Source organism: Streptomyces sp. NPDC001480 (assembly GCF_042894725.1).
Taxonomy (GTDB): domain Bacteria; phylum Actinomycetota; class Actinomycetes; order Streptomycetales; family Streptomycetaceae; genus Streptomyces.
Genome location: NZ_JBIAVX010000001.1, coordinates 681,595 through 695,246, shown reverse-complemented (window position 1 = coordinate 695,246; position 13,652 = coordinate 681,595). Strand labels below are relative to the sequence as shown.

Sequence of the window (13,652 nt, the reverse complement as noted above, 5' to 3'; positions counted from 1 at the left end):
GCCGCCGCCAGGCCCCCGAAGTGGGTCTTGTGAAGCGGAGCTGTGGCACCGCTTAAGAAAACCTCGATGGACCACAGCCGCCACGTGAGGCAGATTGCTACGCGAATCCACTCCTCTCCCCGGACACGGGTGCCTTCGGCATGCCCGCGGACCGGGATCACACCCACAGGAGCCGTAGCGTTGAAGGCGCTGGTCAAGGAGAAGGCGGAGCCCGGACTGTGGCTCGCGGACGTGCCCGAGCCCGCCGTGGGACCCGGGGACGTACTGATCAAGGTCCAGCGGACCGGCATCTGCGGCACCGACCTGCACATCCGGTCCTGGGACGGCTGGGCCCAACAGGCGATCCGGACCCCGCTGGTGCTCGGGCACGAGTTCGTCGGCCAGGTCGTGGAGACCGGCCGGGACGTCACCGACGTACGGATCGGCGACCGGGTCAGCGGCGAGGGCCACCTGGTGTGCGGCAAGTGCCGCAACTGCCTGGCCGGGCGCCGCCACCTGTGCCGGGCCACCGTCGGCCTCGGTGTCGGCCGTGACGGCGCGTTCGCCGAGTACGTCGTCCTGCCCGCCACCAACGTGTGGACGCACCGGGTCCCCGTCGACCTCGACGTCGCCGCGATCTTCGACCCGTTCGGCAACGCCGTGCACACCGCGCTGTCCTTCCCGCTGGTCGGCGAGGACGTCCTGATCACCGGCGCCGGCCCGATCGGCCTGATGGCCGCCGCCGTGGCCCGGCACGCGGGCGCCCGGAACGTGGTGATCACCGATGTCAGCGAGGAACGGCTCGACCTCGCCCGCAAGACCGGTGCGACCCTCGCCCTGAACGTCTCCGGCGCCACCGTCGCCGACGGCCAGCGGCAACTGGGCCTGCGCGAGGGCTTCGACATCGGCCTGGAGATGTCCGGCCGCCCCGAGGCCCTGCGGGACATGATCGCCAACATGACGCACGGCGGCCGGATCGCCATGCTCGGCCTGCCGGCCGAGGAGTTCCCCGTCGACTGGGCCCGCGTCGTCACCAAGATGATCACCATCAAGGGCATCTACGGCCGGGAGATGTTCGAGACCTGGTACGCGATGTCGGTGCTGCTCGAAGGCGGCCTGGACCTCGCACCCGTGATCACCGGCCGGTACGACTACCGGGACTTCGAGGCGGCGTTCGCCGACGCGGCGAGCGGCCGAGGCGGCAAGGTCATCCTCGACTGGACCACGTAACGCCCTTCACGCCCCCCGGACCCCTTTCCGCGCGAGCACCTTCAGGAGCTTTTCATGTTCGACTCCGTGCGCGACGACCTGCGCGCCACCCTCGACGAGATCCGCGCCGCCGGCCTGCACAAGCCCGAGCGTGTGATCGGCAGCCCGCAGTCCGCGACCGTCGCCGTCACCGCGGGCGGCCGGCCCGGTGAGGTCCTCAACTTCTGCGCCAACAACTACCTCGGGCTCGCCGACCACCCCGAGGTCGTCGCCGCCGCCCACGCGGCCCTGGACCGCTGGGGCTACGGCATGGCGTCCGTGCGCTTCATCTGCGGCACCCAGGAGGTGCACAAGGAGCTGGAGGCACGGCTGTCCGCCTTCCTCGGCCAGGAGGACACGATCCTGTACTCCTCCTGCTTCGACGCCAACGGCGGTGTCTTCGAGACCCTCCTCGGCGAGCAGGACGCGGTGATCTCCGACGCCCTCAACCACGCCTCCATCATCGACGGCATCCGCCTGTCCAAGGCCCGCCGCCTCCGCTACGCCAACCGCGACCTCGCCGACCTGGAGGCGAAACTCAAGGAGGCGTCCGACGCCCGGCGCCGCCTGATCGTCACCGACGGCGTGTTCTCCATGGACGGGTACGTGGCGCCGCTGGCGGAGATCTGCGACCTCGCCGACCGCTACGACGCGATGGTCATGGTCGACGACTCCCACGCGGTCGGCTTCGTCGGCCCCACCGGCCGCGGCACGCCCGAACTGCACGGCGTCATGGACCGCGTCGACATCGTCACCGGCACCCTCGGCAAGGCGCTCGGCGGCGCCTCCGGCGGTTACGTCGCCGCCCGCGCCGAGATCGTCGCCCTGCTGCGCCAGCGCTCCCGCCCGTACCTCTTCTCCAACACCCTCGCGCCCGTGATCGCGGCGGCCTCCCTGAAGGTGCTCGACCTGCTGGAGTCGGCCGACGACCTGCGGGTCCGGCTCAACGAGAACACCGCGCTGTTCCGCCGCCGGATGACCGAGGCGGGCTTCGACGTGCTGCCCGGCGACCACGCCATCGCACCCGTCATGATCGGCGACGCGGCCGAGGCGGGTCGCATGGCCGAACTGCTCCTCGAACGGGGCGTGTACGTGATCGGCTTCTCCTACCCGGTCGTGCCGCAGGGCCAAGCCCGCATCCGCGTCCAGCTCTCCGCCGCCCACTCCACCGAGGACGTCGACCGCGCGGTCGACGCGTTCGTCGCGGCGCGCGCGGAGCTCGCCGCCTGACCAGCGCGGACACCTTGCGATAATTGACCGCATGATCGAAGCGCGGCGGCTCCACATTCTCCGTGCGGTGGCCGACCACCGTACGGTCACGGCGGCTGCCGCCGCGCTCTACCTCACGCCCTCCGCCGTCTCCCAGCAGCTCGCGGCCCTGGAGCAGGAGACCGGCCACCGGCTGGTCGAGCGCGGCGCGAAGGGCGTACGGCTGACCCCGGCCGGCGAGATCCTCCTCGGCCACACCAACGCGGTCCTCGCCCAGCTGGAGCGGGCCGAGGCGGAGCTCGCCGCGTACGGGTCGGGCGAGGCCGGCACCGTCACGGTGGCCGCCTTCGCGACCGGCATCGCCCAGGTCGTGGCACCGGCCGTGGCCCGCCTCGCCGAGTCCGCGCCCGGCATACGGATCCGTGTCCAGGACGCGGAGGGCGACGCCAGCCTGCCGATGGTCCTCGACCGGCAGGTGGACGTCGCGGTCGCCGTCGAGTACCGCGGGGCGCCGCCCGCCGACGACCCCCGGCTGACCCATGTCCCGCTGTACGCCGAGCCCTTCGACGCGGTCGTCCCGGTCACCCACCGGCTGGCGGAGTCCGCGGAGGTCCCGCTCGCGGACCTGGCCAAGGACCCCTGGATCGGCCCCTACCCCGGCAACCCCTGCCACGACGTGGTCGTCCTGGCCTGCGAGAACGCCGGATTCCAGCCTCGCCTCGAACACTCCTCCGACGACTTCCGCGCGGTCGTCGCCCTGGCCGCCGCCGATGTCGGAGTCGCCCTGGTCCCGCGCTCGGCCCTGCGCGGCATGGACCTGACGGGCGTGGTCGTCCGCCCCGTCGACGGCGTGGCCCCCACCCGCCGCGTCTTCGCCGCCGTACGGCGGGGAGCCGAGGGTCACCCGCTGACCCGCCCGGTACTGGACGCGCTCGGCGAGGCGGCGCGGGCGTGAGGGTTCCTTAACCTGCACGTCTCATATGTGGGATAGGTTCCCGGATATGAGAGACGACCTCGGGGAAGCGTACCTCGGGAAAGCCGACCCCATCGACGACCGCATCGGGGCCCGGCTCGCCGAACTCCGCTCCCAGCACGGCTGGTCACTGGGGGAGTTGGCGGAACGCAGCGGAGTGAGCCGGTCCACCCTGTCACGGGCGGAGCGGGCGGAGACCAGTCCCACGGCCGCGCTCCTCAACCGGCTCTGCCACGTCTACGGGCGGACCATGTCCCAGCTGCTCAGCGAGGTCGAGACGGCACCCGTCCCCCTGGTGCGGGCCACCGAGCAGCAGGTGTGGGAGGACCGCGCCTCCGGCTTCGTACGCCGGTCCGTGTCCCCGCCGCACGCCGGGCTGCGCGGCGAACTGGTCGAGGGCCGGCTCACGCCGGGCGCCGACATCGCCTACGACCGTCCGCCCGTGCCCGGGCTGGAACAGCACCTGTGGCTCCTGGAGGGCGTACTCGAGGTGACCGTGGGGGAGACGGACCACCGCGTCGAGGCGGGCGACTGCCTGCGGATGCGCGTCTTCGGGCCGACCCGCTTCCGCGGCACCGGTCCCGGCGAGGCACGCTACCTGCTGGCGGTGGTACGGCCATGAGGATCCTCCGCTGGAACGACGGCCAGGTCCGCGACGGCACGGCCGGCCTCGCGGGCCTCCTCGCCGACACCGTGGCCGGCGGCGCCTCGGTCGGCTTCCTCGCCCCACTCGACCCCGGGCAGGCCGCCGCCTGGTGGCGGGAGCGGGCGGCGGCCGTGGCCGCCGGGCACCTCGCGGTCTGGGCCGCCCTGGACGGCGCCGGCCGGGTGACCGGCACCGTCAGCCTGGCCTTCCCCGACAAGCCCAACAGCCGGCACCGCGCCGAACTCGTCAAGCTGATGGTCCACCGGGACGCCCGCGGACAGGGCCTCGGCCGCGAGCTGCTGGCCACCGCGGAGCAGGCGGCCGGCGCGGCCGGGATCACCCTGCTGCACCTGGACACGGAGACCGGCAGCCCCGCCGAGCACCTGTACCGCTCCGCCGGCTGGACCCGGGCCGGCGTCATCCCCGACTACGCGGCGAGCCCCGCCGGGGTGCTGCGCCCGACGACCCTCTACTACAAGCACCTCCCGGCCGCGGCCCGGTGACTGTCAGTGGGACGGGCTACCGTGCGGGGCATGCCGGACGCCGAAGACGTACGCCGTATCGCCCTGTCCCTGCCGGACACCACGGAGAAGACAGCCTGGAGCATGCCCACCTTCCGGGTGGCCGGGAAGATGTTCGCCACACTGCCCGAGGACGAGACCTCCATCGCCGTGCGGTGCCCGAAGGAGGAGCGCGACGAACTGGTCCTGGCCGAGCCGCGGAAGTTCTGGATCGCCGGCCACGAGGCCCAGTTCGCCTGGGTCCGGGCCCGGCTCGCCGTCCTGGAGGACGAGGCCGAACTGCGCGACATCCTCGCCGACTCCTGGCGCCAGGCGGCCCCGCCCCGCCTGCTGGAGGCCCATCCGGAGCTGGGGCGGCCCGGCGAGCGGTGACACGGCCCGCACCGGAAACGTGTGCGCGACCACCGACCCGAGTGCGGTATGGTTTCCGTGCGCGTTCGACCAGGGAAACCCCAGGTCAACGGGTACCGGGACGTGGCGCAGCTTGGTAGCGCACTTGACTGGGGGTCAAGGGGTCGCAGGTTCAAATCCTGTCGTCCCGACTGTTGAAGTCGTAGCCGGAGGCCGTTTCCTCAGCGATGAGGAGACGGCCTCCAGCCGTTTCCAGGCCTGATGCGGCATTTGGGGGAAAATGCTTGGACCGTGCGGTCGGCGCTGCGGGACACTGCCGCGCCATGGGACCGCGCGAATTACACCGAACTCCGCCGGGCAGGGGCTCCGTGCTCCTCGCCCTTCGCTACTACGGCCGGGAGCTGCGCCGCCTCAGGTGGCTGACGCTGCCCGGGATGCTGCTGCCGGCGCTGGGCAACACCGGCATCAACTACCTCGCGCCACTGGTCGTCGCCAAGCTCGTCGGCCGTATCGCCGGTGACTCCGGTGACTCCGGGGCCGCCGTCGGTGCGACGCTGCCCTACGTCCTCGCCTTCGCCGGCGTCTTGCTCCTCGCCGAGGCCCTGTGGCGGGTCGGCCTGCACTGTCTGAACCGCCTGGACGCCTTGGGCATCGAGCACCTGTACATCGTCGGCATGGACGAGCTGTTCGCCAAGGACGCCGCGTTCTTCCACGACAACTTCGCCGGATCGCTGACCAAGCGGGTGCTGAGCTTCGCCTCCCGCTTCGAGGAGTTCGTCGACACGCTGACGTTCAACGTCGTGGGCAGGTTCGTGCCGCTGGCGTTCGGATCCGTGGTGCTGTGGCACTACGAACCGTGGCTCGTCGTCGGACTCCTGGCCATGATCACGCTGACTGCGCTGAGCGTGGCACCGCTCGTCCGGCGCCGCCAGGCCCTGGTGAACCTGCGCGAGGAGGCGATCGCCCGGGTCTCGGGCCACGTCGCCGACAGCCTGATGAACATGGACACCGTCCGGGCGTTCGCCGCCGAGGAACGCGAGGCCGCCGAGCACCGCTCACGGGTCGCTCAGTCGCGACGGCTCACGCTGAGGTCGTGGGACTACGGCAACCTGCGCATCGACACGCTGGTGGCGCCGATGTCCGTGCTGACCAACGCGCTGGGCCTGCTGCTCGCGGTCGTGCTCGCCGGGGGCGGGCACGGGGTGGAGGCGGTCGTGGTCACCTTCACGTACTACACCAACGCGACGCGGATCATGTTCGAGTTCAACCAGATCTACCGCCGCCTGGAGAGCTCGATGACGGAGGCCGCGCAGTTCACCGAACTGCTGCTGACACCGCCGACCGTGCTCGACCCGCCGGCGCCGCAGCCGCTGCTGACCGAGGCCGCCGACGTCCGCTTCGAGCAGGTGCACTTCGCCCACGCGGGCGCCGAACCGCTCTTCGAGTCCCTCGACCTCGCCGTGCCCCACGGAGCGAAGATCGGCCTCGTCGGCCGGTCCGGCGGCGGCAAGACCACCCTCACCCGGCTGCTGCTGCGGATGACGGACATCGACGCCGGCCGGATCCTGATCGGCGGCCAGGACATCAGCAGACTGCGCCAGACCGACCTGCGCGGCCTGATCTCCTATGTGCCGCAGGACCCGGCGATGTTCCACCGCAGCCTGCGGGACAACATCGCGTTCGCCCGGCCGGACGCCACCGACGCCGAGATCCGCCGCGCGGCCGAGGCCGCACACGTCACGGAGTTCGCCGACGCGCTGCCGGACGGCTTCGCCACCATGGTCGGCGAACGCGGCATCAAGCTGTCCGGCGGCCAGCGCCAGCGGGTCGCGCTCGCCAGGGCGATCCTGCGCGACGCGCCGATCCTGCTGCTCGACGAGGCGACCAGCGCTCTGGACTCCGAGAGCGAGGTCCTCGTCCAGGAGGCGCTGTGGCGGCTCATGGAGGGACGGACGGCACTCGTGGTGGCGCACCGGCTCAGCACGGTCGCCGACATGGACCGCCTCGTGGTCCTCGACCGCGGGCGGATCGTCGAGCAGGGCACCCACCAGGAACTGCTGGCCTCGCAGGGCGCCTACGCCAGGCTGTGGCAGCACCAGTCGGGCGGCTTCCTCGACGACACCCCCGCGCGCGCCGACCTGGGCGCCCTGCCGGACTGACCGGACGACGCCACCACCGGGACGCGAGCGAAGGTGTGACGCGGGCCGCCGACTCAGGCCACGTGACCCACGTGGGCCATGGCCTGCTTCAGCAGCACGCCGTGCCCGCCCGGCATCTCGCTCTGCACGGCCTGGGAGGCGGCCTCCTGCGGGCTGAACCAGACCAGGTCCAGCGCGTCCTGCCGGGGGCGGCAGTCGCCGGCCACCGGAACGATGTAGGCGAGGGACACCGCGTGCTGCCGCGGGTCGTGGTACGGCGTGATGCCCGCGGTGGGGAAGTACTCGGCGACCGTGAACGGCTGCAAGGAGGTCGGCACGCGGGGCAGCGCGACCGGGCCGAGGTCCTTCTCCAGGTGGCGCAGCAGGGCGTCGCGCACCCGCTCGTGGTGCAGGACACGGCCGGAGACCAGGGTCCGGCTGACCGTTCCGTCCGGCCCTATGCGCAGCAGCAGCCCGATGCTGGTGACTTCGCCGCTGTCGTCGACGCGCACCGGCACGGCCTCGACGTACAGGATCGGCATGCGGGCGCGTGCCATCTCCAGCTCGTCGGGAGAGAGCCAGCCGGGCGTGGTTTCGGTCATGTCAGACATTGCTTGATCATACTTTCCGGGCATCGGAAACGGCGTGTCATCGGTCACAGCGGTGGGGGCGACGGCGGTTCACGGGCGGGAAGTCCGTACACGCGGCGGGCGTTGTCGCGCCCCGTCCAGGCTGCGATCCGCAGGGCGTCGGGCAGGCTCAGCTCGTCGGCGTCCACCCGGTCCTGGAGCAGCGCTGCCAGGCCCTGGCGGAAGCACAGTGCGCCGAGGTGGTGGAACTCGGCCACACCGTACGCGTCGGAGCTGTACAGGAGTTTGCGGAACGGTGTGATCTCCAGGGCCTCTTCGAGGATCGCCCGGGACCGGGCCGGACCGGCGTGGTGCAGGGCGAGTCCGACGTCGAGGTGGACCTGCTCGAACACGGCCGCCAGACAGGCGGCTTGGCGCTGGTAGGGCCAGCAGTGCAGGAGCAGGACCGGGACGGTGCCACGGGTCAGGTGGAGCCAGTCGGTCAGCAGGGCGGGGTCGGCCCGGTGCAGCCGGATGTCGTCGTCGCCGAAGCCGGTGTGCAGTTGCAGCGGCAGGCCGAGGTCGACGGCGGTCCACAGCAGGTGGCGCACGAGGACCGGGTCGGTCAGCCGGCCGCCCCCGGCCAGCCAGTGCCGGGCCGCCTCGGTGACCTCGGCGTCGGCCGGCCGCGCCGGGTCCAGGGCGAAGCCGGTGCGGTAGGCGGCCACGGACTTCACCCCGACCACGCCCGGCCGGCGCACCGCGGCCTCGGCGGCCGTCCGGAAGCGTCGCGCGTACTCGTCCGCCTCCACGCCCCGCGCGGCCACCGACTCCGCCACGCCCTCCAGCCGTACCACTTCGTACGCGGCGGCGCCCGAGGCGTCCGCGAGCTCCGCCGGGGAGGTGACGGGATGCGGGGCGTACCCGGTGTCCACACAGAACACCTCCGCTCCCGCCGCCGTGAGGAACCGCCGGTTGACCTCGCGCCATCCCAGGGCCGCCCGCCGGGCCGCGTAGTCGGCGGCCGGCGCGTGCCGGGGCAGGTCCAGCAGGGGCGCGCAGTGCCGGCGCACGGCCACCCCGGCCGGGGTGTCGAAGGGGGAGAGGCCGCCGCCCGGCCGGGCCTCGGTGAGCAGGGAGGCGAACTCCCCGGGGCCGAGGTCGGCGGTCACGGCGCCGTGGCAGTGGTGATCGACCAGGGGCAGCGCGGCGAGGGCCTCCTGGACGGGTCCGGACACGGGGCCGGGCACGGTCAGTACCTCCAGCGGTAGGCCGCCGCGACCCCGGCGTCGTCCAGCCCGTCCACGGCCGCGGCCTCCCCGAGGCGTACGGCGGTCACCGCGTCGGCCAGCACCTCGCCCAGCGCGGCCCGCAGCACCTCGTCCGCGCGGAACTCGGCGACGGCCTCCGGCAGCGAGGTGGGCAGCCGGCGCACGCCCCGCGCCGCCGCCTCCTCGGCGCCGAGCCGGACCGGGTCCCCGGTGATCTCCTCGGGCAGGGCCGCCGCCGACGCGATCCCGTCCAGCCCGGCCGCGATGACGCAGCCCAGCGCGAGATAGGGGTTGGCGGCCAGGTCCACCGGCTTGACCTCGAGGTTCGCCGCCTGCTCCCGGTGGCCCGTGGTGCCGGTGACGACCCGCACGGCGGCCTCGCGCCGCTCACGGCCCCAGGCGGTGAACACCCCCGCCCACCGGGAGGGCTTGAGGCGCAGGTAGCTGGCCGGGCTGGGCGCGGTCACGGCCGTCAGGGCGGGCAGGTGCGCGAGGATCCCGGCCGCGAAGGACTCCGCCCCGTCCGTCATGCCGTACGGCCCCGGACCCCCCGCGTGCAGGTTGCGGCCGTCGCGCCAGCCGGACAGGTGCAGGTGGCCGCCGTTGCCGACGCCCTCGGCGGACACGGCCGGGGCGAAGGAGACCCGCAGGCCGTGCCGCCGCGCCACCGCACGGACGGTCTGCCGCACCAGCACGCTCCGGTCGGCCGCCGCCACCGGGTCCAGCGCGCCCACCGACAGCTCGAACTGCCCGGCCGCGTACTCGGGGTGGAACTGCTCGACGTCGATGCCCTGCGCCGCGCAGGCCGCGAGCAGATCGGCGCCGTAGTCGCTCAGCTCCACCTGCCGGACGGCGCCGTACGCGGGCCCGGACACCGCCGGCACGAACTCCCCGGCGGGAGCCGAGCCGAGGCCGACGGACCACTCGACCTCGACGGCCGCGCGGAAGGTGATGCCGTGCCGTTCGGCGGCGTCCGCGACGATCCGGCGCAGGAACGTGCGGGAGCACCCGGGGTGCCGCTCACCCTCCTGGGTGATCCGGTCGACCGGGGCCCAGGCCCAGCCGGGCTGCCCGGCCAGGACCACCAGCTGGTCCAGGTCCGGGTACAGGCGCAGGTCGCCGTCCGGCGAGCCGAGGACGTCGGTGGTGACGATGGAGTCGTCGGCCAGGAAGGTGTCGAACACCGGGGACATCCCCACGCCCCAGGCCGCGGCCTGGCCCAGCCGCGCCACCGGGACGGTCTTCACCCGGCCGATGCCCGCGGTGTCGACATACGCCAGCACGACACCGCGCACGCCTCGTCCGGTCAGCTCGTCGGCCAGCGCGTCGGCCCGCTGGACGTCGCCGGGACGCCCGCCGGGCACCGGATCGGCAAGGGTGGTCATCCGCGCTCCTCCTCGACGGGCGGGGCCGTACCTGGTCGGCATCAGGGTTTCACGGCCACCCCGCCGCACCGCGGTACCACGGCGGGCCGGCCGGGCCCGCGCCGCCACCGGGAACAGCGCACCGGCCCGGGTCCGAGCAGCCGGAGCCGGCCGAAGAAGGTCGCGCCCCGCGTCCGTCGCGGGCGGTGACCCGTCTCAGGTGGGACGCGTGAGCACGAGGTGGCTGCCGGAGGGGACCGCCGCCATGACCAGGGCGCAGGGCCTCCCGGGCCGTGTCGTCGTCCAGGACGAAGTCGAGGATGCCCGGCATCATCACCGCGACCGGCCGCGTCAGGTCGAGGTGCGGACCCGCGCGGCGGGCGTCGCAGTCGTGGTCACCGTCACCGTCGCCGGGGTCCGGGCCCGTCCGCCCCGTTCCGTCCCATGAGGAACACTGGACTCCGTACGCCCACCCCCCGACCGGAAGCAGGACATGCCCGCCACGCCCGCGTCCCTCCTCACCACCCCCGGCCCCGCGGCCGGCTCCGCCGACATCCGGCTCGTCGTCACCGACATGGACGGCACGCTCCTCGACGACGACAAGCGGATCCCGGAGGGACTGTGGCCGATGCTGGCCGAACTGCGCCGACGCGGTGTGCTGTTCAGCCCGGCGAGCGGCCGCCAGTACGCCACGCTGGCCCGGCAGTTCGCCGAGGTGGCCGACGGCATGGCGTTCATCGCGGAGAACGGCGCCTATGTCGTCCGCGACGGCGTGGAGCTCAGCTCGGACCCGCTCGACGGGCCGGTCGTGGCCTCTCTCGCGCGGACCGTGCGGGGCCTGGTGGCCGACGGCGTGGACATGGGCGCCGTGGTCTGCGGCAAGCGCTCCGCCTACGTGGAGCGGACCGACGAGGCCTTCCTCGCCGAGGTCCGCAAGTACTACGTGGAGCACCGGCTCGTCGAGGACGTCACCGCCGTCGACGACGAGGTGATCAAGGTGGCCCTGTTCGACTTCGGTCCGGCGGAGCGGACCACCGCGCCCGCGCTGGAGGCCTTCACCGCCTCGCACCAGGTCGTCGTCTCCGGCGAGCACTGGGTCGACGTCATGAACCGCACCGCGAACAAGGGCACGGCCCTGCGCGGCCTCCAGCGCGAACTGGGCATCACCCCCGCGCAGACCATGGTCTTCGGCGACTACCTCAACGACCTGGAGATGCTCGACGCCGCCGACTGGTCCTTCGCCATGGCGGGCGCCCACCCGGAGGTCGTCCGGCGGGCCCGCCACCTCGCCCCGTCCAACAACGACAACGGGGTGCTGCGCACCATCGCCCGCGTACTCGGCACGGGCACGCCGTAGCGCCCGTCGTCGTACACCCGGGCCGGATGCGGCCGGGGCGTGTCGATCTCGTTCAGGGCCGGCTCGGTCCCGGTCACACGGCGCTCCTCCGCTCGACGGCCCCCGACGCTTCCGGCGGGGGCCGTCGAGGAGTCTGCCACGATCACGCGGCGCGGCGGAGACTGTCTTCGGACACCTGTTTGTCCAGCGCCGCGCGCACCAACGCGGCGGCCAGCACGGCCGGTTCGGTGTCACCGGCGAGATCGAGCAGCCGGCCGGGGTCCTTCGGCAGGCCCAGCCGCTCCGCGCCCGACAGCGCCTTGCCGTCCAGATACGGCGCCACCTCCGGCCACACCCGCTGCACCTCGCGCAGGAAGATGTCGGCGCCCGCCGGACCCAGCCCCGGCACCTCCCGCAGCAGCCGCCGCAGCGCGTCCACGTCGCCGTCCGCCTCCGCGCGCATCCGCCGCAGATCACCGCCCCACCGCTCGGACAGCAGCTCGGCGCCGTCGCCGAGCTGGGTGGCGGTGCGCTCGTCGTAGCGCCGGTAGCCGCCCCGGCCGAGCGCGTCCACCCGGTCCTGCCAGTCGGACCCGGCCGTGCGGCGCGCCGTGTCGAGGCCCGACTCGTGCAGGGCGCGGGCGGCGGCAACCGCGACGGAGGCACGGATCCGGGCGCTGAGCAGGACGGCGAGGACCAGCAGCCGGTACAGGGGCTGCGGGGTGTCCTTCAGCCGGATGCCCGCCTCCTCCGCGTACGTCCGCCCGTACCCGGAGACCAGCTCGGCCAGGACCCGCCCGGACCTGCCGGCCTCGCCGGTCCCGTCGGCGCGGCTCATGGCTACGGCTTGAGCGGGTCGTGGCCGAGGGTCATCAACTGGTGCCGGCGGCGCGTGTCCTCGGGCGAGGTCTCCGGCTGCGGCTCGTTCTCCACGTCCGCCAGGGCGCCGACCCGGTCCACGACCCTGTACATCACGCGGATGTCGTCGTCGGTGAGGTCCGTGCGCCGCTTCTGGAGGATCGCGAGGACATGCTGCCCGGTGGGCGTGCCCGCCTCCTCCGGCAGCGGCTCAGCGTCCTCGTCGGCGTCGCGCACCCGCAGCCAGGCGGCGAGCTCCGCCGAGGTCATGTTCACCACGCGGTGGAAGTCCTCCCACAGCGCGTCCATTTCGAGGGCGTCGGCCATGCCGTCTCCCCTTCCGTGCGTACCTGTGCTTCGGCGCGCGCCGGTCACCCGTCCTCGCGCGGCCAGTTCTCGGCCTCGAACATCCAGCGCTGCTTCTCCAGGTCGGCGGTGATGCCGATCAGCAGGTCCTGGGTGACCGGGTCGGCCTTCTCGGTCGCGTCGATCCGCTCGCGCAGCCGCCCGATCGCCGCCTCCAGCGACTCCACCAGCAGCCGTACGACCTCCGTGTCACGCAGCCAGCCGTCCTTGGTGCCCGGCAGCGCGAAGGTCGACGCGATGGTCTCCGGCCGTCCGTCCGGCGCCACGCCCAGCGCCGCGGCACGCTCGGCGACCGTGTCGGCGTAGGCGCGCGCCGTGTCCACCACCTCGTCGAGCTGGAGGTGGATGGACCTGAAGCGCGGACCCACGATGTTCCAGTGCGCCTGCTTCCCGACCAGCGACAGGCCCAGCAGGTCCACGAGGGTCTCCTGGAGGGCACCACCGGTGACGCGGAGCGCCTCGTCGGGCAGCGTGCTCTTCACCACGGTCATAGAACGCTTCTCCCTTTCTCAAGCTGTTTCTCGAGCCGCTTCTCGAGCGGTCTTCCGTCCCTGGACGCACGGAGCAGTGCGTCGCGCTCCTCCTCGCAGGTCCCACCCCAGACACCCGAGGTCTGGCCGTACGCCAGCGCGTACGTCAGACACTGGGTCGTCACCGGGCAACGGGCACAGACGCGCTTGGCGGCATCGATGTCCCGCAGCGCCGGCCCGGTCGTGCCCACCGGGAAGAACAGCTCGGGGTCCTCACCCACGCAGGCCGCAGCACGCAACCACTCCATGGGGGCGCGGGTGCCCCCGGCGCACACCCGCAAACGCGGTGCTGA

16 protein-coding genes and 1 tRNA gene are annotated in these 13,652 nt (G+C 73.2%); 10 read left to right on the top strand and 7 right to left on the bottom strand.

Annotated elements, in window-relative coordinates:
* The first annotated feature begins 180 nt into the window (after positions 1-180).
* From tdh to ACFY01_RS03250, 8 genes are all read left to right on the top strand, one after another.
* Positions 181-1,209, top strand: coding sequence for an L-threonine 3-dehydrogenase (gene tdh / locus ACFY01_RS03285; protein ID WP_390733903.1), 1,029 nt, complete (start codon positions 181-183; stop codon positions 1,207-1,209).
* A gap of 54 nt (positions 1,210-1,263) precedes the next feature.
* Positions 1,264-2,457 (top strand): glycine C-acetyltransferase, encoded by a 1,194-nt coding sequence (locus ACFY01_RS03280; RefSeq protein ID WP_390733902.1) that lies wholly within the window; start codon positions 1,264-1,266, stop codon positions 2,455-2,457.
* 31 nt (positions 2,458-2,488) lie between these two features.
* Entirely contained in the window at positions 2,489-3,391 is a 903-nt protein-coding gene (locus ACFY01_RS03275) for a LysR family transcriptional regulator (protein WP_390733901.1), read from the top strand.
* Between the two features lie 46 nt (positions 3,392-3,437).
* Positions 3,438-4,031 carry a helix-turn-helix domain-containing protein gene (locus ACFY01_RS03270; protein WP_390733900.1) on the top strand — a complete coding sequence of 198 codons (594 nt, stop codon included), beginning with the start codon at positions 3,438-3,440 and terminating at the stop codon, positions 4,029-4,031.
* Entirely contained in the window at positions 4,028-4,558 is a 531-nt protein-coding gene (locus ACFY01_RS03265) for a GNAT family N-acetyltransferase (RefSeq protein WP_390733899.1), read from the top strand. The genes ACFY01_RS03270 and ACFY01_RS03265 overlap by 4 nt, the downstream gene beginning before the upstream one ends.
* Before the next feature lie 30 nt (positions 4,559-4,588).
* Positions 4,589-4,948: an MmcQ/YjbR family DNA-binding protein gene (locus ACFY01_RS03260; protein WP_390733898.1), complete on the top strand. Its 360-nt coding sequence runs from the start codon at positions 4,589-4,591 to the stop codon at positions 4,946-4,948.
* 96 nt (positions 4,949-5,044) lie between these two features.
* Positions 5,045-5,118 (top strand) — tRNA-Pro (locus tag ACFY01_RS03255).
* Positions 5,119-5,250: 132 nt separating this feature from the next.
* Positions 5,251-7,086 carry an ABC transporter ATP-binding protein gene (locus ACFY01_RS03250; protein WP_390733897.1) on the top strand — a complete coding sequence of 612 codons (1,836 nt, stop codon included), beginning with the start codon at positions 5,251-5,253 and terminating at the stop codon, positions 7,084-7,086.
* Positions 7,087-7,139: 53 nt separating this feature from the next.
* Here the strand turns inward: ACFY01_RS03250 and ACFY01_RS03245 are convergent, their stop codons facing one another.
* From ACFY01_RS03245 to ACFY01_RS03235, 3 genes are read right to left on the bottom strand one after another with little or no spacing between them, the layout of a single operon-like run.
* Positions 7,140-7,667: an NUDIX hydrolase family protein gene (locus ACFY01_RS03245; RefSeq protein ID WP_390734036.1), complete on the bottom strand. Its 528-nt coding sequence runs from the start codon at positions 7,665-7,667 to the stop codon at positions 7,140-7,142.
* Between the two features lie 53 nt (positions 7,668-7,720).
* Complete coding sequence (locus tag ACFY01_RS03240) at positions 7,721-8,890, bottom strand: amidohydrolase family protein (RefSeq protein ID WP_390734035.1); 1,170 nt, start codon at positions 8,888-8,890, stop codon at positions 7,721-7,723.
* Entirely contained in the window at positions 8,887-10,290 is a 1,404-nt protein-coding gene (locus ACFY01_RS03235; protein ID WP_390733896.1) for a glutamine synthetase family protein, read from the bottom strand. Before ACFY01_RS03235 ends, ACFY01_RS03240 begins: the two co-directional genes overlap by 4 nt.
* A 208-nt stretch (positions 10,291-10,498) precedes the next feature.
* On the opposite strand from ACFY01_RS03235, the gene ACFY01_RS03230 reads away from it, so the two are divergent.
* A complete protein-coding gene (locus tag ACFY01_RS03230; RefSeq protein WP_390733895.1) occupies positions 10,499-10,717 on the top strand; it encodes a hypothetical protein in 219 nt (72 codons plus the stop codon).
* 45 nt (positions 10,718-10,762) lie between these two features.
* The gene (locus tag ACFY01_RS03225) at positions 10,763-11,626 is read left to right on the top strand and encodes a Cof-type HAD-IIB family hydrolase (RefSeq protein ID WP_390733894.1); all 864 of its coding nucleotides are present in this window, start codon (positions 10,763-10,765) and stop codon (positions 11,624-11,626) included.
* Between the two features lie 142 nt (positions 11,627-11,768).
* Here the strand turns inward: ACFY01_RS03225 and ACFY01_RS03220 are convergent, their stop codons facing one another.
* Genes ACFY01_RS03220 through ACFY01_RS03205 form a run of 4 tightly spaced genes read right to left on the bottom strand, consistent with a single transcriptional unit; the run spans position 11,769 to position 13,607 of the window.
* Positions 11,769-12,443, bottom strand: coding sequence for an endonuclease (locus tag ACFY01_RS03220; protein ID WP_390733893.1), 675 nt, complete (start codon positions 12,441-12,443; stop codon positions 11,769-11,771).
* 2 nt (positions 12,444-12,445) lie between these two features.
* Positions 12,446-12,790, bottom strand: a complete 345-nt coding sequence (locus tag ACFY01_RS03215) for a DUF3140 domain-containing protein (RefSeq protein ID WP_390733892.1) — start codon at positions 12,788-12,790, stop codon at positions 12,446-12,448.
* 44 nt (positions 12,791-12,834) lie between these two features.
* On the bottom strand, positions 12,835-13,320 hold the full coding sequence (locus ACFY01_RS03210; RefSeq protein WP_390733891.1) for a Dps family protein: 486 nt from the start codon (positions 13,318-13,320) through the stop codon (positions 12,835-12,837).
* Entirely contained in the window at positions 13,317-13,607 is a 291-nt protein-coding gene (locus ACFY01_RS03205; RefSeq protein WP_390733890.1) for a WhiB family transcriptional regulator, read from the bottom strand. The genes ACFY01_RS03210 and ACFY01_RS03205 overlap by 4 nt, the downstream gene beginning before the upstream one ends.
* Positions 13,608-13,652: the final 45 nt, after the last annotated feature.

Coding starts and splice junctions, on each gene's coding strand:
- ACFY01_RS03220 (WP_390733893.1), bottom strand. CDS start 12,443: ATGAGCCGCGCCGACGGGACCGGCGAGGCCGGCAGGTCCGGGCGGGTC.
- ACFY01_RS03235 (WP_390733896.1), bottom strand. CDS start 10,290: ATGACCACCCTTGCCGATCCGGTGCCCGGCGGGCGTCCCGGCGACGTC.
- ACFY01_RS03275 (WP_390733901.1), top strand. CDS start 2,489: ATGATCGAAGCGCGGCGGCTCCACATTCTCCGTGCGGTGGCCGACCAC.
- ACFY01_RS03225 (WP_390733894.1), top strand. CDS start 10,763: ATGCCCGCCACGCCCGCGTCCCTCCTCACCACCCCCGGCCCCGCGGCC.
- ACFY01_RS03265 (WP_390733899.1), top strand. CDS start 4,028: ATGAGGATCCTCCGCTGGAACGACGGCCAGGTCCGCGACGGCACGGCC.
- ACFY01_RS03270 (WP_390733900.1), top strand. CDS start 3,438: ATGAGAGACGACCTCGGGGAAGCGTACCTCGGGAAAGCCGACCCCATC.
- ACFY01_RS03215 (WP_390733892.1), bottom strand. CDS start 12,790: ATGGCCGACGCCCTCGAAATGGACGCGCTGTGGGAGGACTTCCACCGC.
- ACFY01_RS03260 (WP_390733898.1), top strand. CDS start 4,589: ATGCCGGACGCCGAAGACGTACGCCGTATCGCCCTGTCCCTGCCGGAC.
- ACFY01_RS03210 (WP_390733891.1), bottom strand. CDS start 13,320: ATGACCGTGGTGAAGAGCACGCTGCCCGACGAGGCGCTCCGCGTCACC.
- ACFY01_RS03205 (WP_390733890.1), bottom strand. CDS start 13,607: ATGGAGTGGTTGCGTGCTGCGGCCTGCGTGGGTGAGGACCCCGAGCTG.
- ACFY01_RS03250 (WP_390733897.1), top strand. CDS start 5,251: ATGGGACCGCGCGAATTACACCGAACTCCGCCGGGCAGGGGCTCCGTG.
- ACFY01_RS03280 (WP_390733902.1), top strand. CDS start 1,264: ATGTTCGACTCCGTGCGCGACGACCTGCGCGCCACCCTCGACGAGATC.
- ACFY01_RS03245 (WP_390734036.1), bottom strand. CDS start 7,667: ATGACCGAAACCACGCCCGGCTGGCTCTCTCCCGACGAGCTGGAGATG.